The sequence below is a fragment of the Streptomyces sp. NPDC059989 genome, from assembly GCF_042736975.1.
Classification (GTDB): domain Bacteria; phylum Actinomycetota; class Actinomycetes; order Streptomycetales; family Streptomycetaceae; genus Streptomyces.
On the sequence record NZ_JBHWUO010000028.1, the window covers coordinates 1 to 26,943 of the forward strand.

Annotated in this window: 21 protein-coding genes and 4 pseudogenes; 13 read left to right on the forward strand and 12 right to left on the reverse strand. The window is 69.5% G+C overall.

Annotated features, from left to right (window positions below):
- Positions 1-410 precede the first annotated feature (410 nt).
- A complete protein-coding gene (locus ACFWBN_RS24205) occupies positions 411-1,316 on the reverse strand; it encodes a hypothetical protein (RefSeq protein ID WP_385179000.1) in 906 nt (301 codons plus the stop codon).
- Positions 1,317-1,405: 89 nt separating this feature from the next.
- On the opposite strand from ACFWBN_RS24205, the gene ACFWBN_RS24210 reads away from it, so the two are divergent.
- A complete protein-coding gene (locus ACFWBN_RS24210; RefSeq protein ID WP_385179001.1) occupies positions 1,406-2,206 on the forward strand; it encodes a hypothetical protein in 801 nt (266 codons plus the stop codon).
- Positions 2,207-2,401: 195 nt separating this feature from the next.
- Positions 2,402-2,653, forward strand: a pseudogene (locus ACFWBN_RS24215) (hypothetical protein); the annotation flags it as partial.
- On the opposite strand, the gene ACFWBN_RS24220 reads toward ACFWBN_RS24215, so the two are convergent.
- The 3 genes and pseudogenes from ACFWBN_RS24220 to ACFWBN_RS24230 form a co-directional block, all read right to left on the reverse strand.
- The gene (locus ACFWBN_RS24220) at positions 2,633-3,382 is read right to left on the reverse strand and encodes a hypothetical protein (protein ID WP_385179002.1); all 750 of its coding nucleotides are present in this window, start codon (positions 3,380-3,382) and stop codon (positions 2,633-2,635) included. The pseudogene ACFWBN_RS24215 and the gene ACFWBN_RS24220 sit on opposite strands and share 21 nt — an antisense overlap.
- A 106-nt stretch (positions 3,383-3,488) precedes the next feature.
- Positions 3,489-4,327, reverse strand: a pseudogene (locus ACFWBN_RS24225) (IS5 family transposase).
- A gap of 209 nt (positions 4,328-4,536) precedes the next feature.
- Positions 4,537-4,761, reverse strand: a complete 225-nt coding sequence (locus ACFWBN_RS24230; RefSeq protein ID WP_385179003.1) for a hypothetical protein — start codon at positions 4,759-4,761, stop codon at positions 4,537-4,539.
- Between the two features lie 127 nt (positions 4,762-4,888).
- On the opposite strand from ACFWBN_RS24230, the gene ACFWBN_RS24235 reads away from it, so the two are divergent.
- The 4 genes and pseudogenes from ACFWBN_RS24235 to ACFWBN_RS24250 all read left to right on the forward strand — a co-directional run bounded on the left by ACFWBN_RS24235 (position 4,889) and on the right by ACFWBN_RS24250 (position 10,414).
- A complete protein-coding gene (locus ACFWBN_RS24235; protein WP_385179004.1) occupies positions 4,889-7,705 on the forward strand; it encodes an NACHT domain-containing protein in 2,817 nt (938 codons plus the stop codon).
- A 593-nt stretch (positions 7,706-8,298) separates the two neighbouring features.
- Positions 8,299-8,736, forward strand: a complete 438-nt coding sequence (locus tag ACFWBN_RS24240) for a hypothetical protein (RefSeq protein ID WP_385179005.1) — start codon at positions 8,299-8,301, stop codon at positions 8,734-8,736.
- Between the two features lie 372 nt (positions 8,737-9,108).
- Positions 9,109-9,474, forward strand: a pseudogene (locus tag ACFWBN_RS24245) (TetR-like C-terminal domain-containing protein); the annotation flags it as partial.
- A 79-nt stretch (positions 9,475-9,553) separates the two neighbouring features.
- Positions 9,554-10,414, forward strand: coding sequence for a hypothetical protein (locus ACFWBN_RS24250; RefSeq protein WP_385179006.1), 861 nt, complete (start codon positions 9,554-9,556; stop codon positions 10,412-10,414).
- 143 nt (positions 10,415-10,557) lie between these two features.
- On the opposite strand, the gene ACFWBN_RS24255 is transcribed toward ACFWBN_RS24250, so the two are convergent.
- A complete protein-coding gene (locus tag ACFWBN_RS24255) occupies positions 10,558-11,115 on the reverse strand; it encodes a GNAT family N-acetyltransferase (RefSeq protein WP_385179007.1) in 558 nt (185 codons plus the stop codon).
- 23 nt (positions 11,116-11,138) lie between these two features.
- Between ACFWBN_RS24255 and ACFWBN_RS24260 the strand changes: the two genes are divergently transcribed.
- On the forward strand, positions 11,139-11,381 hold the full coding sequence (locus ACFWBN_RS24260) for a hypothetical protein (protein ID WP_385179008.1): 243 nt from the start codon (positions 11,139-11,141) through the stop codon (positions 11,379-11,381).
- Here ACFWBN_RS24260 and ACFWBN_RS24265 read toward each other — a convergent pair.
- The 3 genes from ACFWBN_RS24265 to ACFWBN_RS24275 all read right to left on the reverse strand — a co-directional run bounded on the left by ACFWBN_RS24265 (position 11,368) and on the right by ACFWBN_RS24275 (position 14,359).
- The gene (locus ACFWBN_RS24265) at positions 11,368-11,955 is read right to left on the reverse strand and encodes a hypothetical protein (protein ID WP_385179009.1); all 588 of its coding nucleotides are present in this window, start codon (positions 11,953-11,955) and stop codon (positions 11,368-11,370) included. The two genes, ACFWBN_RS24260 and ACFWBN_RS24265, sit on opposite strands and share 14 nt — an antisense overlap.
- Before the next feature lie 149 nt (positions 11,956-12,104).
- Positions 12,105-13,001 carry a glycosyltransferase family 2 protein gene (locus tag ACFWBN_RS24270; RefSeq protein ID WP_385179010.1) on the reverse strand — a complete coding sequence of 299 codons (897 nt, stop codon included), beginning with the start codon at positions 12,999-13,001 and terminating at the stop codon, positions 12,105-12,107.
- Positions 12,998-14,359, reverse strand: coding sequence for a tetratricopeptide repeat protein (locus ACFWBN_RS24275; RefSeq protein ID WP_385179011.1), 1,362 nt, complete (start codon positions 14,357-14,359; stop codon positions 12,998-13,000). Before ACFWBN_RS24275 ends, ACFWBN_RS24270 begins: the two co-directional genes overlap by 4 nt.
- Before the next feature lie 219 nt (positions 14,360-14,578).
- Between ACFWBN_RS24275 and ACFWBN_RS24280 the strand changes: the two genes are divergently transcribed.
- Complete coding sequence (locus tag ACFWBN_RS24280) at positions 14,579-14,806, forward strand: hypothetical protein (protein WP_385179012.1); 228 nt, start codon at positions 14,579-14,581, stop codon at positions 14,804-14,806.
- Between the two features lie 384 nt (positions 14,807-15,190).
- The gene (locus tag ACFWBN_RS24285; RefSeq protein WP_385179013.1) at positions 15,191-16,258 is read left to right on the forward strand and encodes an NAD-dependent epimerase/dehydratase family protein; all 1,068 of its coding nucleotides are present in this window, start codon (positions 15,191-15,193) and stop codon (positions 16,256-16,258) included.
- A 33-nt stretch (positions 16,259-16,291) separates the two neighbouring features.
- Here the strand turns inward: ACFWBN_RS24285 and ACFWBN_RS24290 are convergent, their stop codons facing one another.
- A complete protein-coding gene (locus tag ACFWBN_RS24290; protein WP_385179014.1) occupies positions 16,292-17,194 on the reverse strand; it encodes a glycosyltransferase family 2 protein in 903 nt (300 codons plus the stop codon).
- A gap of 106 nt (positions 17,195-17,300) precedes the next feature.
- Here ACFWBN_RS24290 and ACFWBN_RS24295 point away from each other — a divergent pair, with 106 nt between their 5' ends.
- From ACFWBN_RS24295 to ACFWBN_RS24305, 3 genes are all read left to right on the forward strand, one after another.
- On the forward strand, positions 17,301-18,008 hold the full coding sequence (locus ACFWBN_RS24295; RefSeq protein ID WP_385179015.1) for a transferase: 708 nt from the start codon (positions 17,301-17,303) through the stop codon (positions 18,006-18,008).
- A 135-nt stretch (positions 18,009-18,143) separates the two neighbouring features.
- On the forward strand, positions 18,144-19,460 hold the full coding sequence (locus ACFWBN_RS24300) for a hypothetical protein (protein WP_385179016.1): 1,317 nt from the start codon (positions 18,144-18,146) through the stop codon (positions 19,458-19,460).
- Between the two features lie 603 nt (positions 19,461-20,063).
- Positions 20,064-20,339: a hypothetical protein gene (locus ACFWBN_RS24305; RefSeq protein ID WP_385179017.1), complete on the forward strand. Its 276-nt coding sequence runs from the start codon at positions 20,064-20,066 to the stop codon at positions 20,337-20,339.
- Between the two features lie 121 nt (positions 20,340-20,460).
- On the opposite strand, the pseudogene ACFWBN_RS24310 reads toward ACFWBN_RS24305, so the two are convergent.
- The 3 genes and pseudogenes from ACFWBN_RS24310 to ACFWBN_RS24320 form a co-directional block, all read right to left on the reverse strand.
- Positions 20,461-21,121: pseudogene (locus ACFWBN_RS24310) on the reverse strand (IS5 family transposase); the annotation flags it as partial.
- A gap of 825 nt (positions 21,122-21,946) precedes the next feature.
- Positions 21,947-22,474 carry a hypothetical protein gene (locus tag ACFWBN_RS24315; RefSeq protein ID WP_385179018.1) on the reverse strand — a complete coding sequence of 176 codons (528 nt, stop codon included), beginning with the start codon at positions 22,472-22,474 and terminating at the stop codon, positions 21,947-21,949.
- A 345-nt stretch (positions 22,475-22,819) separates the two neighbouring features.
- Positions 22,820-23,146 carry a GYD domain-containing protein gene (locus ACFWBN_RS24320; RefSeq protein WP_385179019.1) on the reverse strand — a complete coding sequence of 109 codons (327 nt, stop codon included), beginning with the start codon at positions 23,144-23,146 and terminating at the stop codon, positions 22,820-22,822.
- Positions 23,147-23,589: 443 nt separating this feature from the next.
- Here ACFWBN_RS24320 and ACFWBN_RS24325 point away from each other — a divergent pair, with 443 nt between their 5' ends.
- Positions 23,590-26,874 carry a DEAD/DEAH box helicase gene (locus tag ACFWBN_RS24325; RefSeq protein WP_385179020.1) on the forward strand — a complete coding sequence of 1,095 codons (3,285 nt, stop codon included), beginning with the start codon at positions 23,590-23,592 and terminating at the stop codon, positions 26,872-26,874.
- Positions 26,875-26,943 lie beyond the last annotated feature (69 nt).

The following is a 26,943-nucleotide window of genomic DNA, read 5'->3' on the forward strand; positions in this document are numbered from 1 at the left end:
AGCTACCTCGCCGGCCTCCACCTCCGCGCCGCAATGATCTGGATCGACGACCTGCTGAAAACCGCCGAATGATCACGACATCACACAGGCCCTAGGTCCCAGTCGCCGTCCACCAGCGTCCAGCTCGCCAACAGCTCCTCTGGCGACCACTCTTGCCGCACGCCCGCCCCTTTTGGCCTCGATCACTCGATCAGGCCAACGACAGCGCCCCGGACAGGGAAACGGGACTCGTGCCGCCACCCACGACCTACCTTGCGGCTGGTGTCTGAGCTAGGACACCGGGGCCTACCTGCGCGGGGGTGGCCGGCTCCGTCTACCACTCGAGGAGAACGCCATGACCCCGTCTCGCGGTGTCCTGGTCCACGGTGTAGCGGACGGCGAGGCGCCTTTGCCGGCCAGGAGGGTGGCGATCAGGAGGGGGACGACGCGTCGGGTCCGGTTGGCTGCGTGGGCGGCGTGGGCGGCGAGTGTGTGACGGCGTCGGCGGACAGGGCCGGTGCGATCTCCTCCAGGTCGGGGTGGGTGGCGGCGACGGTGCGCAGGATGCGGATGAGGGACTGGGGTTCGAGGGGGCGGCCGTTGACGGTGGTGAAGAGGTGGCCGGTGTCGTCGCGGGCGGCGGCGCGGTGGGGGAGGTATTCGTCGATGGCGCGTACGGCGTCGTGGTGGACGGGCTGGAGGCGGGTGGCGTCGGAGGCGGCGTTCTTCTGGGGGACGTCCCAGGTGGTGCGGTGCTGTTCGCGGTGGCGGCCGCTCAGGCGCATGGCGGTGATCTGGCCGGGGCGCAGGACGTCGTCGTCGCTGTGCCGGCCCCAGAGGTAGTGGTTGAGGCAGAGGTAGACCAGGGCGCGGGCGCGGTGGGGGCCTTCGCGGCGGGTGCCCGGGTAGCGGTCGGCGGCCTGGGCGAGCCAGCGGCACTGGTCGGGTGTGAGGAGCTCACGGCCGGGGAGGCCCGCGGCGAAGTTCCCGCCGCGCTGGAACTGCAGCGACTTCGCGGTGCCGGGCGGCACGAGGGCGGGCCCGCCGGCGGCCGCAGGCGTCTCGGCCCAGCGGTAGAAGGAGCGGACGGCTCCGCAGGCGGCGTCGCGCGAGCGGGCCGCGGCCGCGTAGCCGATGGCCCATTCCTGTAGCGCCGTGGGGGTGGGCTGAAGGTACAGGTCGGGGTCCGGGCGGTCGTCGGTACCGCAGCCGACGGTCAGCCAGTGCAGGACGGCGGGCCGGTAGTGCTCGAGGGCCTGGTAGCCGAAGTAGCCGTTCGCCTCGGAGTTCGGGCCGGCCAGCCACTCCTCGACGAGCTCGGCGATGTCGCGATCCATGCGGTCAAATTACCTGTACGGGCTCGACCCGTACGCTCTCGCGCCTACGCTGCCTGTTTCGCCGTAGTGGGCGGAACAGAGGGGGCGGCATGGTGGTCGGGCTCTGGCACTGGATCGAACGGCACTCGGCGGGGTTGACCCTGCTGGCGCCGTTCCTGGCGATCGGGGGCGGTCTGCTGGGGAACTGGCTGGGCGCGAAGGTGCAGGCAGCGGGCGGTCTGGCGCAGGCGAGCGCGGCGCGGGAGGCGGCTTGGATCGCCGCCGAGGCGTACCGGTTGGCGGCGCTGAGGGACGAACGCCGGACTGCGGCTGCGGAGTACGTCCGGACGACGCGAAGGTTCATGCGCCTTACCCTCGATCTCTACCGCCAGGAGCGCGATGATGAGGCGGATATCTGGGACGAGGTGGACCTGGCCCTTGCTGATCTTCAGCTGAGCGCGTCCTCGTTGCTTTCAATCATGGCGATGTTGGTCATGGAGGCCCTGCAGGCCTCTCTGGAAGCGGCTCGTCTGAGGGGACCGGCAGCCAGGGCGATGGATTCCCTGGTCAGGGCAGCTAATGATGGCAGTGCAGCGGGTAGGGCTGCGTATGTCGCTGTAACGAGGGCGCGTGAAGCACTCCATGTCCAGAGCCCGGACTGTGAGGCTCGCAAGGCGGAGGCCGTCGATGCTCTGCGGCAATGCGGCCTGTTGGACTCCTTACAGATTCAAGCCCTCGCAATCGACATGCTGCGCGAACCGTTGGTCCAGACGCAGGAAGCTCGATGGCTGCAGTACAGGCGGGCGCTCGTAGCGTTCAGCGATGTTGCACGGGAGTCGCTTGAGCCTGACAGCGAGACCATGGCGCCACGGATCCAGACACCCAGGGACGGAGATCCTCGAGTGACATAAGTTATCTGTAACAGACTTCCCACCACCCACTCCCCTGCCCGCGGTGTACCAAGGTCCGGTGCCCAGGGATACGGCGCGGGGCGGGGCCGGGGCCGCCAAGGTGAGTGGGTGGTGGGGAGTCTGTTACAGGTAACTTGCAGTCCACACCTATCCCCCGAACCATCGACTGACGCCCGGAGTCTCGGCCACTTGGGTGCAGAAGTCCGGGCGGGCCGCGGACACAAGGGGGAGATCCGGGACGACGACGTGGCCCGCCTGTCCCCGCTCAAGCACAGGAACCTCAACGTCCTGGGCCGCTACAGCTTCACCGCCTCCGTCCCGCGTAGCGGGCTGCGGCGCCTAGGTGAGACGGCGATGCCTCCCAGGATCCTTCGGGCCCGGGAGGCATCGCCGTTTCGGTGGGTGTTGGTACGTGTCCGCATAGAACTAGAGGAGATCGAGCCGTAGCTGAAGCTGGCAGCCGCCGAAGCGGTCGTCGGTGTCGATGTCGATGGGCACTGCGCGGCTGTTGTCCACAGGGCTGGTGGTGCCCGGGAGAGGGAAGGCGTTGCCGCACTGGTCGCGGTTGCCGTCGGAGGCGTACCGGACGTCGATTCCCATGCGGAAGGGGCTCGACAAGGCGAAGGTGAGCTTGCATCCGCCCGGCCGGTTGTCGGTGTCGATCCGGATGCTGGGGCCGAAGGTCCGGGTCCTCTGGATCGGCATTTGGTGGGTGCCCTGGTTTCCGCACTGGGCAGGGTTCCCGCCGGGGCTGGACTGGAAGGTGTATGTGACGGACGCCCCGGCCAGATCGTCGTCCGGGTCGTAGATGCCGAAGGCGAGTCGGCAACCGCCCGGGCGAGAGTCGGTGTCGAAGCGGATCGCTTCGGTCCAGTTCTGGTGGAGGTGCCACTGCTCCCCTGTTCTCCCGCCGCACTGGCCGGCGTTGCCGTCGGCGTTGAACTGGATGCCGATCTCCGGGAAGGCGATGCGCGGAGCATGGGCCTGCGCGTGAGGCGCTGGGAGAATGGCCGCCGCGGCCGCAATGGCAACAGCAGCGGAAAGCGTCATCACCTTCTGCGCGATGCGCTTCATGGCATCGGTTCCTTTCGGTGTGGGGAGCGAGATCCGCCCGAAGCGCAGGATTTCCGGTGATGTGGACACTCCAAACCAAAACAGGTAAGCAAAGGCGGGCATGCCACCTGAATGGTCCAGTAGCCAGGTTTCTCGCTCATTGCTTACGCCTGAGCCGTTCATGACAGATGTGATGTACCGAGCCGTCGGCTGAGCTGGAGGTACCGGTTCAGGCGGCTTGGGCGAGGGTGGAAGGGCTGAGCTTCTTCTTCTGGGTGATGCGGCGGGTCATCAACGTGATGGCTGCCCAGGTGATGAGTGCTTCGCTGTGCTGTACGAGCCTCTCGTAGTCGCGTGCGTGGCGGCAGGCATGCGTGAGCCAGGCCGGCGTGCGCTCGACGACCCACCTGCGCGGCAGGACCACGAATCCGGTGGCGTCCTTTGGCCGGCTGACCGTCTTGATGGTGAGCCGCAGATATTTCTTGGCCCACTCGACGAGCTGTCCGGCGTAGGCGGGTCCGGCCAGACGATGGTGATCTCGGGATGCATGAGGCGCAGGCGGAAGAGGACTTCCTTGGCCGCGTCCCGGTCGGTCATGTCGGCGGGGGTGACCATGACGAGCAGTGGGAGGCCGCGAGTATCTACGACCAGGTGCCGTATCCTGCCGTTGATCTTTTTCGCGGCGTCGCAGCCGCGGGAGGCCTTGGCAACAGTCTCGGCGGCCTTGACGCTCTGGGAGTCGATCACAGTGGCCACCGCTCTGGGGCCTTTGCCCATGTCGCGGCGGATGCGGCCGCGCAGGTGGTCGCGTATGTGGCCGACGACGCCGGCTGCGGTCCATCTCGCCATGAAGCCCCAGACTGTCCGCCAGGGCGGGTAGTCGGCGGGGAGGGCTCTCCATTTGCAGCCGGTGTCGACGACGTAGCGGATGGCGTCGACGATCTCCCGTCTGGGATGCCGCTCCGGAGCCCCGCCGGCCTCGGTCTCGCAGGCCGGGGTGGGCAGGAGGGGTTCGATCAGGGCCCACTCGGCGTCGGTGGTGTCCGAGGGATAGCGGCGGTGGCGCATCACGGTCTCCCGGGTGACCTCGAGAACGGGGTGGCGGGCCCGGCCAAGCCTGGCCCGCCACCCCCTTCGGGACAGGCCGCCCACATCAGGGGATCGGAAACAAGTACTACGCGACCCGGACGCCGTCGACCTCGACGATGACGACGGGGAGGGATAGGCCAGGCTCCGGGCGGGGCTCTGCTGTCCCCGCCCGTGCTGGTCTCCAGACTTCAGCCTCGGGGCTTCTTCGTCGGCTCACATCGCCACTTGCGGTGTGCCTCCAGCAGGCTCTCGCGCTGGCCGGGCTTGGCATCTCGCAGCACCATGCGCAGGGTGATCAGGTCGCGGACGTCGCGAGCCAGTCCCACCGGCTTCGACTGCGCCCTGCGCCGCCGTAGCGCAAGCACTGCCACCAGCAGAACGGGGCCGCTGGCCAGCACCAGTTCGATGGTCATCCGGTACTCCTCCAGAACGATTTTTCCGATTCGGACGGGACCGGCCGGCCGGTCGAGTACAGAATCGGCGCAGGAGGTGTTCACCGGGTTCACATGAACAAGGATGAACAACTAGTCAGGGGGCGGGGTGTCCGATACGGGGCCGGCAGGGCGCGACAGCGCCAACAGGGAACTGAAGAATCGTCTGAAGGGCGCTCTGACCCGTCAGAAGCTGAAGCAGGCCGACATCGTCAGGCAGGCACAGATCAACGGCGAGCCGGTCGGTAAGGCGACGGTCAGTAACGCGCTCAACCCCGACAAGGGGCCGCCAGAGGCCGCCACTCTCATGGCGATTCTCAACGCGGCGGGCATCAGCAGCGCGGAGAGAGACGAATTGTCCCGTCTGCGCGATCAGGCGGAACGCCGTGGCACGACCCCACTGGAGGCGTACCTGGAAGCCGCCGAGAAGGCGGCACGCCGGCACCCCTATCCAGGCGTCCTGGGCGTCCCGAGCCTGCCGGCGCTGGCCGATGTCTACGTGCGCCAGCAGGCTCGCACCCCGGCAGCGAACAACCAGAACGACCCCGCGGTGCCCGCCGCCGAGGTCTTCCGCGAAGACCGGGCCATGTGCGTACTGCTGGGCGGACCCGGCGGCGGCAAGTCCACGCTGCTCTGCACCCACCTGGCCGACTCCGCCGACAGCTGGCTGGACCGCAGGACCGGCGAGACGATCCCGGTCATGGTGAGCGCCGCCGCTCTGACCGGCACGGACCCGCTGCCCACGGTCCTCGCCGAAGCCGTGACCGCCAACCTGCGGCAGGTCGGGCTGCTCGATGAGCTGACAGCCGACTTCTTCCGCCACCCGCCACGAGCCGGGGTGTCCTGGCTGGTCCTGGTCGACGGCATCGACGAGATCCCCGACACCGATACCCGCAACGCTGTTCTGACGATGCTCGCCGGCGCGGCTGCGGCCGCGCCGGGTCTGTACCGGTTCGTCGTGGCGACCCGCCCCCTGCCCGCGGCAGAACTCGGCGCCCTGGGCCCGCACGTGCCGCGCTACGAACTACAGCCCTTCTCCCGCGACGACCTGCACGGCTACGCCACACACTGGTTCCGCCCCCTGGACGACCCCGGCCGCCACGTCAAGGCATTCATCGCCGGCCTCAAGCACTCCCGCCTGGAAAGCCTGGCCCGCATCCCGCTGATGGCCCTCATGCTCTGCCAGCTCTACGCGGCCGATCCCCTCCGTCCCCTGCCCGACGGCCGTACCGGTGCCTACCAGTCGTTCGTCGAGCTGATCTACGAACAGAACGCCCACAAGAACATCAAGAAAACCCATGACGAGGCCATCCGACGACTGAAGGACCGTCACCAGATCCCCAGGGACAACCAGGCCGCCGAACAGGCCGCCGAACAGGTGCGCGATCACTTGCCCGAGCTGATTGACCACCTCGCCTACGAAAGGATCAACGGCAGCACCGCGCCCGCCGTCGAAATCCTGGCCTCACACCTTCAGGCCAACCGTCCACAGAAGGTCAAAGAGCACCTCTGGCACGCGTTCCTGGGCGACCTCCTGCGGCCCACCGGCATCCTGACCCAGCGCGCGGACGACCTCGACTTCCTCCACCAGACCTTCCTCGAATTCCACGCCGCCCGCCATGCCACGCGCGACGAGGCTGCTCGTGTCCAGCTGCTCCACGATCTGTTCCCCCACCAAGAACCCTCCACCATCGAAAGTCCCCCACAGCCTCCACGCCACCCCTCGTCCTACCTCGGATTCCTCCTCGACCATCTCCTCGGCGCCGGGGACAGCACCGCGACCGAGACGACTCGGCGATTGGAAATCCTGGCGGAACGCGGGGAACTGGAAACGATCCAGTCCCTCGTCGTGCAGGTCCTGGACCTGAAGACGAACCTTCCCCTGCAGCCCATCGCCGGCCGTCTTCGCCGCTTGGTCGAGCAGCCCAGCATCTACGATCCGTTCGAAATCCGCGTAAAGGCGGCCGGGTGGCTTTCCATGCTGGATGGACATCTGGAGGCCGGTGCGGACCTGCTGATCCAACGCGTTGAGGACGACGGCGCCAGGATCTGGGATCGCGTGGCAGCAGCCGGCACCCTGGGTCAGCTGGAGGGATATCAAGAGACTGCTGCCGAATGGCTGACCCTCTTTGTTCGGGCCACCTTGCTCGAAGCGGACGAGCGTTCGCTGGCTGCTGGGATGTTGGCTCGGGTGGAGGGATATCAGCAGGCCGGTGTGACCTGGCTTGCACGCTTCACCGAAGACACCAGCCTCACGGTGCACGACCGCATCCAGTCCGCCAAGGATTTGGCTCGGGTGGAGGGATATCAGTCGGCCGGTGTGACCTGGCTTGCACGCTTCGCTGAGGACACCAGCCTCAAGGTGCCCGATCGCATGCAGGCCGCCAAGGCGTTGACCGAGGTACGTGAAGAGAGGGAAGCGGGAGCGGCATGGCTTGCCCGCTTCGCCGAAGACGCCACAGTCGATGACTACGACCGTGTGTGGTCGGCCTGGCAACTGGCCCTGATGGACGAGTACGAGGAGGCCGCGGCGACCATGCTGACCCGATTCGTGGAAGACACCACCTTCAACGGGGAGGATCGCATTTGGGCGGCCTGGGGGCTGGCTCAGCTGGATGGACACCGAGAAGCCGGCATCGAGTGGCTGATGCGCTTTGCCAGAGACCCCGCCCTTAGCGGCAAGGCCGGTCAACAGCTGGCCAGAGTAGACAAGGATGCCTACGCATCGCTGCTGATCAGCATCATGGAAGACACCACGCAGACTGATTTCGCACGTGCACTGGCGGCTTGGAATTTGTCCGATACGGATGGACACCGACAGGCCGGTGCCACGTGGCTCGCCAGCTTCGCCGGGAGCACCGAACCGATCAGCCCAGCGGAAGCATTCGAACGCGTGTGGAAACGTTCCAACTACGGAGCCGAGTGACGCCTCTGTTCGTTGGGGGATCCCCCAACGAACAGACGTGACCTTGCCCGGCCCACATGTGCGCCACCGGCGCGTTGTCGGCCCGCCGATGGGGATCTGTGGAATCGGCTGTGGCGGATATTTCGTGACGGTCACGGCGGCTGCGCCGGGACGAGGGTCCGCAAGAGAGCGAAGGAAGCTCGGCCGTCTGACGGGCGTTTGATCAGCTTGATGCGCGTGACCTGGCCCTCGACGGCGTCTGAGCTCCAGCGCAGAGCGAGAAGCTGTCTCTGAGCCTGGTGAGCGTGGCGAGCGAGAGTGGACCGCTTGCTTACCGGCCGGACCTGGCATGAGCGGTGTACCTGGCGGGGTTCGCCTCTGGTTTGGCCAACCCGCATGGGCGGTTGTCGTCCGGGCGAAGGGTTGGGGCGTGCCGCTCGGCGCGGCCATCTCTCTCGGCCCGTCCAGCGTCGTCGGGCACACGCCGAGGAACCACTCACTCGATGAGACGCTGGGAGATCGTTTCTGCTTGCGGTATCCGCGTGACCCGGGGGATGGGCAAGGCTCCGAGGGTTATGAGTCCTCCCGACAAATCCGTCCTTCGGGAGGGCATCATGCAACGCATTCGTACCACCGCTCTCGTGGTCGCCGCGGCCCTCGCCGCCGGGGCCGGAATCGCCTACGCGCAGCAGGGCGCGTCCAACTCGGCTGCTTCGCGACAGATCACCACACATGTGGTGTGGGGGCACACCGACCTGAATCCGGGACAAGTCGGCACGGCCAGAACGGATGACTGTCCGCCCGGTCAGCTGGTCACCGGGGGAGGTGGATTTCTAGCGTTCCGCGACGGCGGCGCCTTCACCATGAGCGCAAGCTCCATCGCCTGGAACAACGGGCCGAAGGGCTGGTATGTCACCGGCAGGCACAACGGCAATGAGCGGGCCACGCTGTACACCTATGGCCTTTGCACCGAGGCCGTTACCTCGATCCCGTCCGCCGTAGATGTGCAGGGGCGCATGCCGATGCTCCCTCCGAATCTCATGCCCCGGTAAGCCGGACACTCCCGCGGCGGGCTGAGCCTGCCGCTGTGCTGCCCGCTGCCTGAGCCAGGGGAACGAATCCGGCGGCGACGTGCGATCGATTCCTGCGGCTGGCTCGGCGGCAACCGCTTCGTTTCCTGCCGATGATGGCGCTCTTTGAATCTGGCTGTGGCGGATATTTTGTGACGGTCAGTCCTAAACATCCGCCACGACCTGTGATACTCGTTGCCCAGCATGGTGTCCATGGGGGACGAACGCTTCTGGGATTTCGTGTGGCCGGACGTCGAGGGACTGGTCGTCGACGCGGTGGGCGTCGTCGGGGACGCAGTATGGGTCGACCTGCACGCCCGACAGCAGACGGTGACGTGCCCGTCGTGCGGCGCTTTGGCCGCGGCGCTGCGGGCCGCGACCTCCGCCGCAAACGGCCCGCACGCCCGGGTCACCGTTCTCGCCCGCGCCTACCTCGACTTCGCCGAACGCAACCCGGCGGTCTACGACGCCATGTTCCAGCTCGACGGCGGCCTGGCGTTCGCGCAGGAGGACACCCCGGAGCCGCTGAAGAACGCCTTCGCCGTCCTTCTGGAGAACCTCGCCGAGGTCGCCGGGGACGGCGTCCACCCGGGACTGTTCACCTAGGTGTTCTGGGCGTCCCTGCACGGGCTGGCGACCCTGACCAGGGCGGGACGGCTGCCGCCGGAGGAGACCGAGCGGAGGATGGAGCTGCTCGTGGACCGGCTCGCCATGATCTGACACACCATCCCGCCCGAGGCGGAACGTACGATCGGACATCGGGCCGGAAGGGGAGCTGAGGACTCAAGTGGCCGGCGAAATGACCAAAGAGCTGATCATTGGCCCCCGCAGCGAGCGCGTGCGAGAGGAGCTGGCGGAAGCCGCTGCCTGGAGCGCGTACGCGGCGGAGCTTCGCGAGGTGCTCGGAGCCGCGATGGAGAAGAGTGGCGCAGACCTCCTGGAGGTGGGCGGGCTGCTGGTGAGCGAGCCCCTTCCCGAAGAGCACCGCGGCCTGCGCAATGGTGCGGAGGTCCGGCCGCCGCAAGCGATAGGTCTCGTCGAGGGAATGGCAGCCGGGCGCGGGCCGTACTGTCAGCTCGCCGCACCCGGGAGACTTCAGATCGAGTCGGGATGGGAGGGAGCGGTACACCTCTACACCACACCAGCGGTGGCCGCCGATCTGGCGGGATTCCATGGTGAGGCCGCGGCGTTCCTGTGGCGAGACTCGGCTCCTGAACCCGTAGAGGTCTCGGACCCCGTCGACGCCGTCGCGGACGCGGATTTCTGGGCGAGGGTGGCGGAAGTATCCGAGCGCCTGACCCTGGTTTGCGAGCGCTGGGCGTACGGCACTCAGGGGTGCAGATGGTTCCGCGTGACGCCGGAGAGCACAGCCGAAGTGGCCCGACTACTGCGGCCACGCTCGCTGGTTTGCGTCGCCGTCGAGCCGGAGCTGAACCCCAGAGCGGAGCTGCTGCAAGACGACTTCACCGCTTTCGTGGCCCCGCTGTCGCACGGCGAACTGGCCCACCGGAACTACCCCGGTGGAGCCGACACACTCTCCGAGGTCACGGATGACGGTTTCTCCCTCATGCTGGCCGATGCGGCGCCGGCCGACTGGTGCGCCGTCGTACCGGACGCGGACGGGGTGGCCAGGGGGCAGTGGGAGACTCCGGGTGAGTAGTTGAGGTACAGAGAATCCCCGGCGAGAACGATCTTGCTGGGGTTCGCCTCCATGCCGTCAGTGTCAGCGGGCATCCGCCCCAGCGGATTCGCTTCTGGCTGCGGACGCGGGCGCCTTCGCGGCGCTCCGTTCACAGGCTGCTTTCAGCGCAGGTCGAGCAGCATCACGTCATGGAGGTCGGCACCTGTCCCCCATGGCCGCGCCTCGCCGATCTTGCGGTATCCCCACGCCCGGTAGGCAGCCGACGCCGCCTTGCCGCCCGGGTGGACATTCAGCAGCACCCGCTCGGCCTCAATGCCGCCGAGCAGCGTCTCGTGCAGAGACCGCGCGATGCCCTGCCCGCGCCACGGTCCGCGCACTGCGAGTTCCATCAGCCCGAAGGTGCGGTGTCCGTCCTCCCGTCGCACGTCCTCGGGCACCGGCTCGGTCAGTTCGTCCCACCAGCCCGTGTCGGGAGCGAGCGACCAGCCGTACGCCATGCCGACCGGCTCGCCGTCCTCGCAACGGGCCAGGGCGGCACGGAAGGTGTGCTTGCGGACCTGGGCAGGGAAACGGCGGAAGGCGGCGGCGACGTCGTCCGGCGTCTCGTAGTAGGGAGGCTCGGCGAACGCTTCGGCGTAGATCAGCCTGAACGCGTCCTCGGCCCGCACTGCGGCCGGTCCGTCCATGCGCTCTATCACGATGGTCCCCTGCTGTGTCATGTGATGCCCCCCCGGACGGTCTCGTGGATGCGCTCACCACATCCGCGGGTCGCGGCACCCTCGCCCCGAACCACGGCTCGATGAAACTCCCGGATCTTACCCGGCGGCAGTCGACCGCCCGGCAGGACCTCGCCCTTCACGAGGCCGACATCAAGGACCCTGTCGTCTTCGAGGAGGACCCGGGCACCTCCAGCCGCCTCCATCCCCTCCAGCGCCCGGAGTTCCGCGCGATCGACGCGGCCCGCGCCTTGGTCATTCAGGCATGAGGGCGTCGGTGGCGAGCACGGCCTCCTGGAGGAGGGCGAGGGCCTGGGGTGCCTGCTCCCGGCCGTTCACAGCAATGTCGACCACGTACTGGCCGTAGCGGATGTGGCCGTACCAGCGTTCGCACCCGTCCACCGAGTCGCTGTAGACGAGGCAGGTGTAGGACTGATCGTCCGCCTTCCGGCTGCCGGCCGGCTCGACCGGCGGAAAGGACCAGGGCTTGTCCTGGGCCGGAGACCGGCGGACAGCGAGCCAGGCCCAGGTCGGGGAGTCGAACCGCTTGACGCTCTGCGAGAAGCCGTGGCGCAGGATGTCGCTGCCGTGGAGCGCGAAGCCCCGGAACTTCTGTTCGTCTTCGTCGAGCCCCGGCTCGGAGAAATACATGCCTTCGGAGGTGCTGTCCCAGGGCCCCGGCCCGGGCGGGGACTGCGGCAGGAGCTGCGTGAGCGGGGGCTCCCCTCGCCACTGCCCGGCCAGCGGGACATTCCACAGCAGGACCGCGGCCAGTACCAGCCCGGCCGGGCCCACGGTCAGGACCCGTCCGCGCCGTGTCCCGGGTATCCAACGCCTCGTCACGGAGGGGAGGACGTGCGAAGGGTGCACTCAGTTGCACTCCCGACTGCGCCCACGACCGCTCTCGCGCACCAACCCGTTAGGGATCGACGTGAAAACGCCCGCAGCCGCTCCCCCGCGGCGGCGAAGGCCCGTCCTGGTCCGCGTCTCCGTCAGATGACCGGCGGCCGGCCCAGGCGCGTCATCCGCCACACCGTCCGCCACCGCATGGGCCGCCGTGGCGGGCACGGGACGCGGACGCCTTCGAAGAAGCCGGCCCACCACGACCGGAGCCCGTGCAGCGGCGGCCGCTGTGCCACGGTGTACGCCGCCCACGTGGCCAGGTAGACGGGCACCAGCACGGCAGGCAGGTGACGCTTGGCCAGCCAGACGCGGTTGCGGCCGGTGTTGCGGTAGTAGACCGCGTGCCGGGACGCCTGGGTGCGCGGGTGCCGGAGCACCAGGTCCGCCCGGTAGTCGATCTCCCACCCCGCGTCCAGCGCCCGCCACGCGAAGTCCGTCTCCTCGTGCGCGTAGAAGAACTCCGCCGGGAACTCCCCGACCTGGTCGATCACGCTCATACGGATGGCATGGGCACCGCCGAGGAACGTGGTGACCGGCCCCGACTGTGCCGGGTCGGCGCCGCCGAGGCGGGGTACGTGGCGGCGCTGGGTGAGGCCCTCCTCGTCGACGATCCGGAAGCCCACCACCCCGAGCCGCGGATTCTCCGCGAAGGCTTCCCGGACGAGCCGCAGGGTGTCGGTCCGGGGCAGCAGGCCGTCGTCGTCCAGGACCAGGACGATGTCCACGCCGCCGTGCTCGCGGAGCCACCGCACGCCCGCGTTCCGGCCGCCGGGGATGCCCAGGTTCTCCGGCAGCTCGACGGCCTCCACCCCGTCGGGAAGGGGAGGCAGCTTCACGCCCTGGCCGAGCACGACGACCGTCGCCGCCTCGCCCTCCTGGGACGCCACCGAGTCGAGGAGGGCGCGGAGTTCCGGTTCCCGGTCTCCCATGGTCAGCACCACGACGCCCACCGCGGCCGCGGGAGCGTCCGTACCGCGGGCCGTCATGCCTGGGCTCGCAGGAGCTCGGTCGCGCGCTGTTGCAGACCCGCCGCTCCGGGCACGCCGCGCCGGCCGTAGCCGGCCGCCACCGTACGGATGGACCGGACTTCCTTCCGGCTCCGGTCGGAGACCACTCCGTCCATGAAGTCGAGCGAGCGGCTCCACAGCCCGACGGCCTCTTCGTGCCGGTGCTGCGCGGCGACCGACTTCCCGAGGTTGACCATGGTCAGGGCATGTCCGCGCTGGTACGTGCCCGGCGTACGGGCCACCATCGCCGTGCGGTAGTGCCGTTCGGCCGCGGAGTAGTCCTTCATCGCGGTCAGCGTCCTGCCCGTGTGCGAGGCGACGGTCGCCGCGACGGGCCCGGAAGCGGCGGCGTACGACGGCACCGGATCCTCCGTGTCCGACAGCGCGTCCTCGGCGGCCAGCAGCGCCCCCGCCGCCTTGCCGCGTTCCCCGACCGTCCCGTACGCCCGGGCACAGGTGACCAGCAGAAGCGCCTCGGTCTGCCGGTCGACCTTGCCCGACGCCCGGCGCAGCGCTTCCTCCGCAAGCTCCGCGCACGAGCCCGGGTGGCCGAGGTCGAGGGCCTGGTGCGTCATCGCCCGCATGAGCCACGCGCCGTGGCCGGCCGGGTCGCATTCGCAGGCCAGTTGGTATCCGAGCAGGTAGTACTGCTGGGCCGCGCCCTCACGGCCGAGATCGTGGTGCTTCCAGCCGACCAGGCACGCCAACTGCGCGGCCGCCCCGAAGGCGTCCCTGCGCACCGCCTCCGACGGGAACCGGCCCCGGAGCATGGGGGTGACGGTGTCGGTGAGGTAGGCGGTGACCGTGGTCAGGCCGTGTCCGCCGCCGAGCTTCTCGTCCGCGCTCCGGAACATCTCGGTGAGCTGCCGGACGACGGCGACCTCCTCCGCGCCGACGGTGCCGCCGTTACCGGCCGCCTTGAACGTAGCGGCCACCGCCTCATGGTCGTAGGCCAGGGGGAGACCGACGGCGGCCGTGGCGAAGGCGGCGTTGAGGAATTCCCTGCGGCGGAGCATCACTGATCTCCCGAGGTCGGCGGCAGTGGCCAGGGGGTCGGCGCTCAGCGCCTCCCCGATGCCTGCGCAGCCTAGACCCACCTCGGCGACCGTCACCTTCCGCTTGATCTTTCTCGACAGGGCCTCGGCGATGTATGAGCGGGTACGACCGCTCGGTGTCCCTCCGGCAACCCAGTAGGCGACGGCCGACGGGGCGGTGCCCAGCGTCTCCCCGGCCTCGGCCGCCACCGTACGGATCTCCCGCGCGAGCGCGTAGTACGTGACTCCGGCCTCGGCGATGACGGCTGCCAGTTCGTCGTTCGGTGTCCGACTCTCCGTCATCTTCGGCCCCCTGGAACGATCTTGAACGGATTGAACGGGTTCCCGGCACCTTCACCGTACCGGCACTGCGTGACGGCCGGTTCACTGAATGCAAGCACCCGCCGAGGCGCGCCGGAGCACCGGCGGCGGAGGCAGGTGCGGTTCCGTGCACGCCCTACCGACCGCTCGTCCCCCGACAGGGCCGGCCGCCGCCGGACCGCGAGAACCCGAAGGAGCGCTGTGGCCCGTACTACCAGCCCCCGACAGAAGCAGGCCCTCCCCGGATGGGTCGCCGAGGGCGTCCAGATCTTCGACCCGCTGGAGAAGAGGAAGGGTGTCGTCCAGTTCATCGGGGAGTACGAGGACCCAGCCACCCGGATCTCGTACGCGAACGCCGTGTTCGCCCGGCCCGAGGGCGGGGGCGTCGAGTGGGTGGTCCAGGACCCCTTGAGCCTCGAACGCGGCTGAAATCGACCCTTCGGTCCATCCCCGCGGAGTGCGGGGAGCAGGAAAGCGCCGGGGCGATGACCCGCTTCGGGTCGGGGTCATCCCCGCGTGTGCGGGGAGCAGCCGCCCTTCTTTGCCTGGTACCAGTCACCTACGGGTTCATCCCCGCGTCTGCGGGGAGCAGGCTTCGTGACCTGGGACTCTATGCGGGCAGAGGAGTGTTCGCGAGCCCTTTCTCAGCCCTGCCGCCCAGCTCCCCCTGCTCGCGGGTGTGGCCCGACAACCCCTGCCCATACGGAGCAACGGCCTGCACCCGAGCCGACCGGCCGCCACCGACCCGGCCCCGGCCCCCGGACCCCGTCCGGCCCCAGCCCTCACCACCACCCCGACGACGGGAGCTTCACCATGCCCTGTTCACACACGGACGACGACGACCTCCGATCCGCCGTATCCGGCGCCACGGTCATGGTCACCGGCGGCGGCGGCCTCGTCGGCAGCCGGATCACCAGCCGCCTGCGGGGCGCCGGCGCCCGCGTCATCGCCGTGGGCCGGCTCGACGCGTACCCGGCCCGCGTCTACAGCGACCTCTTCGGCGTCCACGCCGGCGACGGCGACACCGTCGTGGGCGACATCGCCGACGAGGCCCTCATGAACGCGATGGTCCGGCAGAGCGACTACGTCATCCACGCCGCGGCCGTCGCCGACGTCGCCTCCTGCACCCGCAACCCGCTCGCCGCGCTGGCGACCAACGTCCACGGGACGCAGGTCCTGCTGGGAGCCGTACGGGCACACAACGCCAAGGTCCGGCGCTTCGTCTTCGTGTCCTCCGCAGCGGTCTACGGCAACGGCGATCCCAAGCGGAAGGATGTCCGCTCCTGGCACGAGGAGCAGCCCCTCGCCCCGCTCTCCGTGTACGCCAACACGAAGGTGTGGGGCGAGCACCAGACCGCGCTGATGACGAACGCGGCGAACGTCTCCCACGCCACCGTGCGCTACTTCAGCGTCTACGGCGAACCGCAGACCGTGAAGGAGCACAGTCACTCCTGGGTGGTGGCGTGGCTGGCGATGCGCGCGAAGCTCGGCCTCCCACTGCTCCTCAACGGGGGCGGCCTCCAGGTCCGCGACTTCGTGCACGTCGACGACATCGCCGAGGCCACCATCCGCGCCATGCTCGCCCCGGCGGCCCACCAGCAGGTACTCAACGTGGGCACCGGCCGGGCGACCTCGATCCGCGAGATCGCGGACATGGTCGTCCAGCACTACCCGGACGCGCCGGTCGAGACCCGCCCGCTGCCCGAGGGCGACCCCCTCGGCGGCTACGCCGACACCACCCGCATGTCCGCCGCGCTCGGTTGGGAGCCGCGGATCTCCGTCGAACAGGGAGTGGCCCGCTACGTCGCCTGGCTGGACCAGACGCCGAACGCGCTGCCCGACTTCCTCCGCGAGGAGGCCGAGCGGTACCGGGCCGATTAGCGCCGACATCGCGTAGCGGGCCCGGTCGCCGCACTAGATCACCGGCGGGCGCCCGAGCCGCGCCATACGTGCCACCGTGCGCCAGCGCATCGGCTTGCGAGGCCCGCACGGCGTCCGGACGCCCTCCGCGAAGCCGCCGAGCCACGCCTTCAACCCGTCGATCGGGGGCCTGCGTACGAGGGTCAGCACCGTCCAGACGCCGAGGTACACCGGGACGAGGGGGGCGGGCAGGTGCCGCTTCGCCAGCCAGACGCGGTTGCGGGCGTTCGTCCGGAAGTACACCGCGTGGCGGGCCGGACTCGTCCGGGGGTGCTGGAGCAGCAGCTCGGGCTCGTAGCGGACCTGCCATCCGGCGTCGATGGCCCGCCAGGCGAGATCGGTCTCCTCGTGCGCGAAGAAGAACTCGGTCGGCCATCCCCCGACCTGCTCGAAGACCTCGGCCCGGATGGCGTGGCCACCGCCCAGGAACGTGGTGACCTCTCCGGCCGCCATCGGGTCGGCGGCCCGGAGTCGCGGGACGTGCCGCCGCTGCGTGAAGCCGGTCTCATCGGCGATCCGGAAGCTCACGATGCCGACGGCCGGGTCGGCCAGGGCCTTGCGCAGCAGGGCGAAGGTGTCCGGATCGGGCAGCAGTCCGTCGTCGTCGAGGTCGACGACCACATCGACGTCGCCGTGTGCCCGCAGCGTCTCCCACGCCACGTTCCGCCCGCCGGACACCCCGAGGTTCTCCGGCAGTTCCACCGTCTCGACGCCCGGCCCGAGCCCGTTCCCCTGCCCCTGCCCCTGCCCCTGCCCGTCGAACCGGCATCCGTTCCCGACGACGACGATCCGGACCGGCTCGCCGTGCTGGGCGCGCACGGAATCGAGCAGGGCGAGCAGTTCGGCGGGACGGGTCCCCATCGTGATGACGGCGACACCGAGACGCGGACCGGACACGGGCAGCACTCCCATTTCATGACGAATGCAGGCGATGTTAGCCCGCCCGCCGTGCCGCCACCCGCCCGCCCCTACCCACCCATGACGACGTATCAAGGAGCAGCCCATGCCCACCGCGATCCGCATCGGCGACTACGTCAGCAGCCCCGAGCAGGCCGACCTGGCGCACACCGGCTACAGCAGGCTGGAGGACTACGAGCTGTCCGCATTCCTGGGCGACTGGAAGGCGATCCACGAAGACGCGCTCCTCACACTCCCGGACCGGATCCATCCCTCGGCGGTCATCCACCCCACGGCGAACATCGGACCGGATGTGATCGTCGGCCCGGGCGTACGGGTCCACGAGTTCTCGACGGTCCGCAAGGGCTCGGTGCTGTGCGCCGGGGCCTCGGTCGGCTTCGGGTGCGAGGTGACGCAGACGTTCATCGGCGAAGGCGCCCGGCTGGGGCACTCCGTCGGCGTCGGCCATTCCGTCATCGGCACCGGGGCCCACCTGTCCGCCCAGGTCGTCGTGGCGGCCATCAGCCTGCTGAACGCCGACATGCGGCACCCGATCACGGAGATCGTCCTGAGGGCCGACGGAGACGACGAGCCGTACCGCTGCAAGGCCCCCGCCTTCGGCGCCCTGATCGGCGACCGCACCCAGACGGGCAGCACCCTCACCCTCGGCCCGGGCCTGGCGGTCGGCCGCGACTGCCGGCTCTCGTCCGGAATCCACGTGGGCGGCCGCATCATCCCGTCCTCCAGCTTCGCCAGGCAGGCCCGCGACCTCGCGATCGAGCGTCGGCGCCCCGGCGGTCAGCCAAGCCGGTAAGGCGGGGCAACGGGAGGGAGCCGAGGGCTCGCAGGCCAATGCAATGGCGCTGGATCTGACGATTGATCATCCCGTATGTTTCTCACGTTTGTTGAGAAGCGATCGGGGGAGCAAGCGATGGGGAAGAGATTCCGAGTGGCTGTGGGTGTGGTGACGGCGTTCGCCGCGCTGTCGCTGGCAGCGTGCGAGGGCAGTTCGTCTGGCGACGGGGCGAACGGATCGAAGGGTGGTGCTGCCCAGGGCGGGGAGCAGGGGCCAGCACCCGCGGTCGCACCGAAGGAGCCCGTGCCGGCGGCGTTCGACAATACGAAGGGCTGGGAGATCAAGGACGACGAACACGAGTTGTCCGGACCCGTGATCTCCGACGAGGCCCGGCTGGTTCTGCTGCGCTGGCACGAACGAGGCGGCAAGACGGCGCGCGTGGTGGCCAGGGATGCGAAGACCGGCAAGGTGCGCTGGAGCAGCAAGCCGGTGGTCCGTCCGGAAGCCCCCAAGAGCGGACTGCCTGTCGACTCCAAGGTGTTGCTGACGCGCGGCGGCAGCAAGGAGTACGCCGTTCTCGCGGTCACCGGCAACGAGGGTGGTGACGGAGTCAACGCGGCGAGCTCGGTCACGCGTCTCGCGGTGTACGACATCGCCTCTTCAGGAGACGATGCGAAACCTCTGCGGGAGATCACCGTCCCGGGGCCGGCCGTCGGCTTCACAGCGCAGCGGGAACTGGGCGTCGTCAAAGTGGCGTCAGACCAGGGCGCGTCGCTCGTCGACGTAATCTCCGGCCAGGTCACCACCTACGACAAGAACCACCCCGCGCTGAAGTCGCCCAAGCCCTGCCAGCAACTGACCGGCACCTGCGACAGCAGGCGAGTGACGGTGGCCGGGCAGACGCCCGCGGGCCCGCTGGTCCAGGGCTACGGCGCCTTCTGGGCCGGCAGCTGGTTCAGCGGCGATGTGGTGCCTGCCGGCGCCGCGCCCGAGCACGGCGGGCGCACGGTCACGGCCTCCGGCCTGCCCAACGGGGACGCGCTGGCATCCTGGCCTGACAAGGAGGGCAAGGCGCAGACCAACGTCTATGCGGTGCACGACGGCAAGACGGGCCTGGTGCGCGCCTCCGTCGCGTGCGCGAACGAGAGCGACTCCGCCTTCACGCCCACGGTGTCGGGTGATGGCCGCTATGTGCTGGCCGGCCGCGTGGTGATCGACCTCCAGTCGGGGCAGGGCCACTGCTTCGAGCAGACAAGCACCCGCAAGGCGATCACCGTCTCGACGGTGGACAAGGACGGCACCGCCTACGGCAAAACCTCTCAGTCGCCCGCCGGCGTCGACCTCTCCTCGGGCCAGGCGTCCCCGCTGCCAGAGGGAACTCTCCTGCCCACCGCGATCGGAGCCGACGTCGCCGTCTTCGGCACATCGACCGCCGGCGGGAAGAGCATCCTCATCTACCCCCGCCGCTGACCCAGGCTGGAACGCTCGCCGTTACGCGTTCCGTCCGCCGTCAGGCAGGAGACCGCCACGTGGGCTTGTCCAGTCCATCCAATGCGGGGCCAGATGACTAAGGCTGCTGCCGTGGCTGCGCCAAGGACCACGTAGCCACGCTTGTCGTACCTCGTGGTGACGGCCCTGAACCGCCTCAGCCGGTTGATGGCCCGTTCGTTGGTGTTGCGCCTCTTGTACCGCTCTTCGTCGAAGCCTGGTGGCCGCCCGCCGCGTGACCCGCTGCGCAGGCGGGCGGCCCGGCTGTCGGTTTTCTCCGGGATCGTGTGCCGGATGCCCCGGCGCCACAGATATTCGCGGCAGGTGTCCTGTCTCAGCGAAGATGCACCGGTCGCACCGAAGATTGACGACCGGCCTGTTCGTCTCATCGAACTTTCACCAGACGGGCGCCGGCGGTGTCCCGTGTCGTCGAAGGCGCGAGCGAACCACAGGTCAGGGGCCCTGTGCGATATCCAGCGCGCCTGCACACGCTGCGGCTGCGACGAGACGGTCAGTGCGTCGTTGACGGCGGATTCCATAGAAGTTGGTTCATTCTGGATGTCCAGGGCAACGAAGGAGGCGGCGATGATCGCAAGGGTGGCCGTGTGGGAGCCGATGCCAACTGACGACCGAGACTGGGTGCTGGACGCCGCCGCAACTGTGCCCGGCGTGCACGGGGCGTATCACCTCGTCGATCCTGCCACGGGCAACGGACTGTCCATTTCCTTCTTCGAGAACGAAGCCGCAGCTCACGCTGCGCGAGAAGCGATTGAGAGGCGTGCTGAGGAGATCGGCTGGAATAGCGCCCCACATCCGGCACCCACCTCGCACACGATCTATCAGGTTGTCCGGCACGTGTAGTGCAGCGGCAGGGAGCGGTGCCCACGAACGATGCACGCACTCAGCCTGCGATGACACGTGCAGCGTCAGTCAAGTTTCACTGAGACTGCTCGAACTTCGCTGAGACGAGACAGCAGGGCCCGTTGCTGTAGGCCTTGTCGGCCGCGACGCTGTCGGGCTTCTTACGGGGCCTGCCCGGCCCGGACTTCGGACTCGGATCTTCTCCAGCACCGGTTTGAACTGGGTGCAATCAGCCCGCTGACCTGGCGTGACGACCAAGGACAGCGGGCGGCAGCGGCCGTCCGCGCGCAGGTGGAGCTTGGTGGTGAACCCACCGCGCGAGCGTCCCAGGCCCTCACCTCCCGCACCACCTCCACCAGGCGGGCGACGAAGCTCTGCCACGGCGTTTCGTCCTGGTGTTCTGGCCCTTCGGCCCCCTTTGACGCGGTGGCCGGCGGCGGGTCGGTGCGGGCGCCCGCCGCGTGCTGGTGGGCTCGCACGATGGTGGAGTCGACCGAGATGTCCCAGTCGATCTCACCCGTCGCATCAGTCACGGCCTGGACCTGCTGGAGCAGGCGCTCCCAAGTCCCGTCTGCCAACCACAGCCGATGGCGTTCGTAGACAGCCTTCCACGGCCCGAACCGTTCGGGCAGGTCACGCCACTGCACGCCGGTCCGCACCCGGTGCAGAATCACGTTGATCACCTGCCGGTGGTCTCGCCACCGGCCACAACGCCTGTTGCTGACCGGCAGGAACGGACGCAGCCCTTCCCACTCGGCATCACTCAGATCACCCCGCCCCATGTCCACATCAACGAACCGCGCACGGCGTGGTCACATGATCGGCCGGACAAGTCCTGGCCGGGACACCGGGGTTCATCCCTGCAGGAGCGGGGAGCAGCGGCCCAAGGCCTCCTTCGTCCACGGGCCGATGGGGTCATCCCCGCGCATGCAAGGAGCGCTGATAGCAACGCTGTGTGGCACGGTTCCCGATAGGGCCATCCCTGCTGGCGCAGGGAGCATGAGAGCCCACATCCGGGATATCTCATGTTCGGGGTCATCCCCACACGGGTGTGGGGGGTCTCGGCGCCGTCCTCTACCTCCGGCGTAACACGGGGCCATCCCCTCTCGTGCGGGGAACAGCAGATGGCCGGGAAGTCCGGCTCGTCTGTGTAGGGCCCATCCCCGCGCGCGCGGGGAGCAGTGGGCAGAGCTCTCCCCAGAGGGGCTGCGCCTGGGTTCATCCCACAGGTGCGGGAGAGCAGTGGGCAAGCTCCTCGAACGGAAACGCCCAGGGGTCCATCCCCGCAAGTGCAAGGAGCAGCAGTCGTGCAGTTCCCAGTACCGCAGGATGATGGGTTCATCCCCGCAGAGGCGGGGAGCAGTTCACCCCCGAGCAACTCCGGTTTGTGCTGTGGGGTTCATCCCCGCGAAGGCGGGGAGCAGAACGCGACCCCCGCCGCCAACGAGGTCAGGAAGGGGGCAGCCCCACAGGTGCGGGGAGCAGACTTACTGACCTGCGACCCTACGCGGGGGACCGACGCCCTGGGGCACTTCGGCCCGATCCAGCCAAAGAGGCAGCGCGCCCTTCAGACTGTGACTTTGATCCATAGTGACCAGCTGGTGCTGTTACCCGTTCAGGTCGAAGATGTAGTTGTCGGTGATGAGGAAGGTTGTCACCCTCCCGGTGCCGAACGTCCCGGTGCCGGACTCGGTCTGCCGGGCGCCGCCGAAGGGGCCGCCCCCGATGACCATCCCCGCGCCCCGCGCGGTGGCATTGCCGGAGGCTCCGCTGGAGAGCCGCTCCAGCCTCCTGTTCACCGTGAGGTCGATGACCTCGCCGCTGCTGCCGTTGAAGATGCTGAGTCGGTCGGACGTCCTGGTCTCGTAGACCAGCCCACTGCTGTTCGTAACGGATCCCGAGAGAGTCAGCTGGGCGTCGTAGGAGGTGCTGGGCGTCGCGCAGCGGAGGTTGCCCTTGCCATCGACGGCCCCGCTGCCTCCGATGTTCACGGTGATCGAGCCAATGCAGTTCAGCGTCGAGGCGAGTGCACTGGAGTCGCTGGCTGCGGACGTGGGTCCAGTGAGAGTGGCGAGCAGCGCAACCGCTCCGCCTACGGCTGCCACAACCCTGCTGCGCGAATTGATCTTCATCATGGTCGGCTAACGATTCGGCTGCATGACGGTGGCGGGTCCGCTGGCCTCGCGCCATGCTGTGCCGGCTTTGCCCCGCAGATACGACCTGGCCAACTAGGAATCAAAGTGGCCACCTATCGGGTTCTGACCGCACTTCCGTGACGGCTACGTCAAAAGTGCGGTCCGCGCCCCAGTCCGGGCAGCCGCCGACGTGTCCTCCGTCGACGCCGTCGTGGCCCCATAAGTGGACAGGATGGAGATTGAAGGCACACATGAGGCGCTTGGTCAGTCGGGTTGGATCGGCCGTGTTGTGGATGTTGTCGACCCGGCACGGGCCAACGGAGGCAGCGGCCTGCTCGCGGGCCGCTACTCGCCAGGAGCCCGATACCGGACTTGCTCCGCCCTGCGCAGGGCATCCAGCGTTTCATCAACGCTCAGGAGAACGGTCGTCTCGAACGAGCTGAGCGCGCCACCTCCGCTGATCGCCAGCGCAACCGCGGCCATGGACACGTTGTCCGGAGCTTCCCAGAGGTTGTAGCCGTCGTGCGTGCCGAAGGCGTACCAGAAGCCGTGGAGCTTTCCCCCGACGGATTCGATGTACGACTGAGCGGCCTTTGCGCGGTCCTCGGGGTGGCCGATCAGCCTCGCCCACGTCTCCGGCGTGTAGCTGAACCTCGATAGATAGAGCGGCATCGTGTCTCCCTTTCGTTTCACCCATGGATGCACGCGCCGGGTGGGCGAAGAGCCGGGGTGGATCGCGGTTCCCCCAAACAGCCGGGGGCGATGACCGCCACGGCCCAGAGTCAACGGGTGAGCGGGCCGCCCGACCGGTACAAAGACTTCGTTCACTCGCACCTGTCGTACTGCGGTAACGACCACACGGGAGTGCTTGAGTCTGTTGGTCGTCCGCTCAACGGTGTCGCCTGTGCTGCCAGCCGTAGTCGTCACGGAAGCGCGGTCAGAACCACCTATCGGTCAACGCCACACAGACAAGGCGGCCCACGTACGGAGACCCGCAGCCCGGCACGTTCCAGAGGCCTGGCCGCGCACGATGAGCCGGACCCGTCCAACCGCCTGACCCACCGTCATGATCCCCGTAAGGTGCGCAGTAGTGATCACCGATGACGGGAGCGGGCGTGACGCGGCTGGGGGACGAGCGTCGGCGGCGGAGCGGGATCGTCGGGTACTGGCGGGCGGTCGAGTTGTTCAGCCCGCAGAAGGTGCCCGCCCTGTCCGACCGGGAGCGGGTCTACGCGGCCGAGCCGGATCGGCCCATGCCCTGGGAGCCCGGCCATCCGCTGCGGTCCGTACCCCTGGAGCCGGGGTACGGCTGGCAGCACATCGTCTACGGCGGCGCCTACACCCTCGCCGCCGTACGCGACACCCTGCTCCACGTCTTCGGGGAGAGCGGGGAGGATCACGACGGCCGGATGGACGGCGAGTGCGCGCTGTTCGCGTTAACCGTCACCGACGAGGGCCGGCTGCTGCTGGACTCCCCCGTCTTCTCCTCCTGCGCCTGGGCCACCGGCCGGGCCGTGGCCCCCGGACCCGGCAGCCGCGGGTGGCTCGACGGCTTCGAAGAGGAGGCCGACGCCTGGGGCACCCGGGCCTCCGCGCTCGGTGAGCCCGCCCCCTCAGTGAGCAAGCAAGAGGACAAGAACGAGGGCGAGGACGAGGGCGACTCGCCCGTCGGGACCGGCGTCATCACGGCCGGGCACCTCCTGGAGTTCACCGCCGAGCTGGCCGAGGCCTGGGGCGTCTCCGTCGCGCTGGACCCCACCGGGGTGCGCGTCCGCAGCGTCCCCGTACGGCTGGACCGCGCATCCGACGCCGCCGACCAGCAGGACTTCCTCAACAGCTTCATCGCCGCCGACCTCGACCTCGTGGCCCGCGAGCTCGCCGCGCGCGATCCCGGCCCGGGGCTCGCCGCGTACCTCACCCCGGACGCCGATTTCAACAAGGCCCGCCGCATCGACCTGCGCCGCAACCCCGCCGTCGCGCTCGCCGGCGTCGCCCCCGCCCGTACCCCGCTGGGCCGCTGGCCGGCCGACCCCGCGCACGCGCTCGCGCTGAGCCAGCAGTTCGCCGTCAACGCGATCCACACCGAGCTGGCCCCGGCCGCCGGCATCTTCGCCGTCAACGGCCCGCCCGGCACCGGCAAGACCACCATGCTGCGCGACTGCTTCGCCGCGGCCGTCGTCGAGCGGGCCCGCCGCCTCGCCGCGCTGCGCCTGCCGTCCCAGGCCTTCGCCGAACAGGCCCCGTACGTCTGGAAGAGCGGCGACTACACCCGTACGGTCACCCCGCTGCGCCCGGAGTTCACCGGCTTCGAGATGGTCGTCGCCTCCGCCAACAACGGGGCCGTGGAGAACATCTCCACCGAGATCCCCGCCCGCGAGGCCCTGGGCGAGCAGTGGCGGGACGACGCCGACTACTTCGCCGAGCAGGCGACCCGCCTCCTCAAGGGCGAGCCGGCGTGGGGTGCGGTCGCCGCGCGCCTGGGCAGCAAGAAGAACCGCCTGGAGTTCGTCAACCGCTTCTGGCACGGCAAGTACCGCCAGACCGACGCGGGCGCCCCTCCCCCGCCACCCGTCCCGCCGCAAGCGGAGGGCCGCGGCCGCCGGGCCCGCAACGCCTGGATCGACAGCGGCACCGGTCTCTCCCACCTCCTGCGCCAGTGGCGTGACACCCCGCAGACGGGCGTGTGGCGCGAGGGGAAGCAGCGCTTCGAGGCGGCGCTGGCCGAGGTCGAGCGGCTGCGCGCCGAACGAGCCATCGCCGCCAAGGTCCACGACAGCCTGCCTGCGGCGTACGAGGCCCTGCGCGAGGCGGAGCCGGCCGTGCAGCGGGACGCGGCGGAGCTGGCGCGCGTACGGGAGACCCTCCCGCCCACCGAGGACGCGCTGGCCCGCGCCGAGCAGGCCCTGGCCCAGGCCGAGCACGCCCATCAGGCACACCTGGCCCGCCGACCGGGCTTCACGGTCAGCCTCTTCACCCTGGGCCGCGCCGCGCGGGCCTGGCACGCGGAGGAGGCCGGCGCCGCGGACCTGGTCGCCGGCGCCCGCCGGGCGCGCGATGCGGCGCAGGCGCAACGGGACGGCGTACGAGGGGCCGTGGGAGCGGCGGCGGCACGCCTGCGCGCCCGGGAGGAAACGGTGCAGGCGGCGCGCGCCCGGATCGCACGGGCCGAGGAGGGCATCGCGGCTGCGCGCGAGCGCTGGGGGAAGTCCGTACCGCAGCAGTCGTGGCTCACGGACGGCGACTCGGCGCGCGAACTGTCCGCCCCCTGGTCGGACCCCGAGATCACCGCGGCCCGTACCGAGCTCTTCCTCGCCGCCCTCCACCTCCACCAGGCCTTCCTGCGGTGCACGGCCCGCACCATGTACGCGAACCTGATGGCCGGCATGGACGCGGTCGCCGGCGCGGTGCCGAGGACCGTGCCCGAGGCGCACCTGAGGGCGGCGTGGCAGAGCCTGTTCCTCGTGGTTCCGGTCGTCTCGACGACGTTCGCCTCGCTCGACCGGGTCTTCGGGCGGCTGGGGGCGGAGGCGCTGGGCTGGCTGTTCGTCGACGAGGCCGGGCAGGCGACGCCGCAGATGGCGGTGGGCGGCATGTGGCGGGCCCGGCGTACGGTCGTGGTCGGCGACCCGCTGCAGCTGGAGCCGGTCGTGGTCCTGCCGTGGACGGCGCAGCGGGCCCTGCGCGACGACTTCGGCGCCGCGGAGGAATGGGCGCCGGGCCGCACCTCGGTGCAGCAGCTCGCCGACCGCGCGAACCACTACGGCACCCTGCTGCCGGCCGAACTGCCCGACGGCAGCCACGAGGTGTGGGTCGGCTCGCCGCTGCGCGTGCACCGGCGGTGCGACGACCCGATGTTCTCCATCAGCAACGCCATCGCCTACGACGGTCTGATGGTCCAGGGGGCGGCGGAGCGCGAGCCGTACGTCTACCGGCCGACGAGCAGCTGGGTGAACGTGGTCGGCGCGGAGGCGGACGGGCACTGGATCCCGGAGGAGGGGCGGGCGCTGCGGCGCGTGCTGGAGCGGCTGCGTGACGAGGGCGGCGTGGACCTGGCCCGGGACGTGTTCGTGATCAGCCCGTTCCGGCAGGTGGTCGCGGGCGCGCAACGGGCCTGCCGGGACCTGATGCCGCCCAACCGGGTCGGCACGGTGCACACGACCCAGGGCAAGGAGGCGGACGTCGTCATCCTGATCCTGGGCACCGACCCGGGCCGCCCGGGCGCCCGCGCCTGGGCCGCGTCCCGCCCGAACCTCCTCAACGTCGCGGTGAGCCGCGCGAAACGCCGCCTCTTCGTGATCGGCAACCTGGAGGCGTGGCGCGACCAGCGCTTCTTCACCACCCTGGCGGAGTCCCTCCCGGCGCACACGTGGCAGCGGGACGGTCTGCGGAGGCACGGTTAGGGAGGGCTGTCTACTCATACGATCGCTGCGGGCGTCGGGGAGCAGCCGTGCGCGTCGAAACGGGCGACC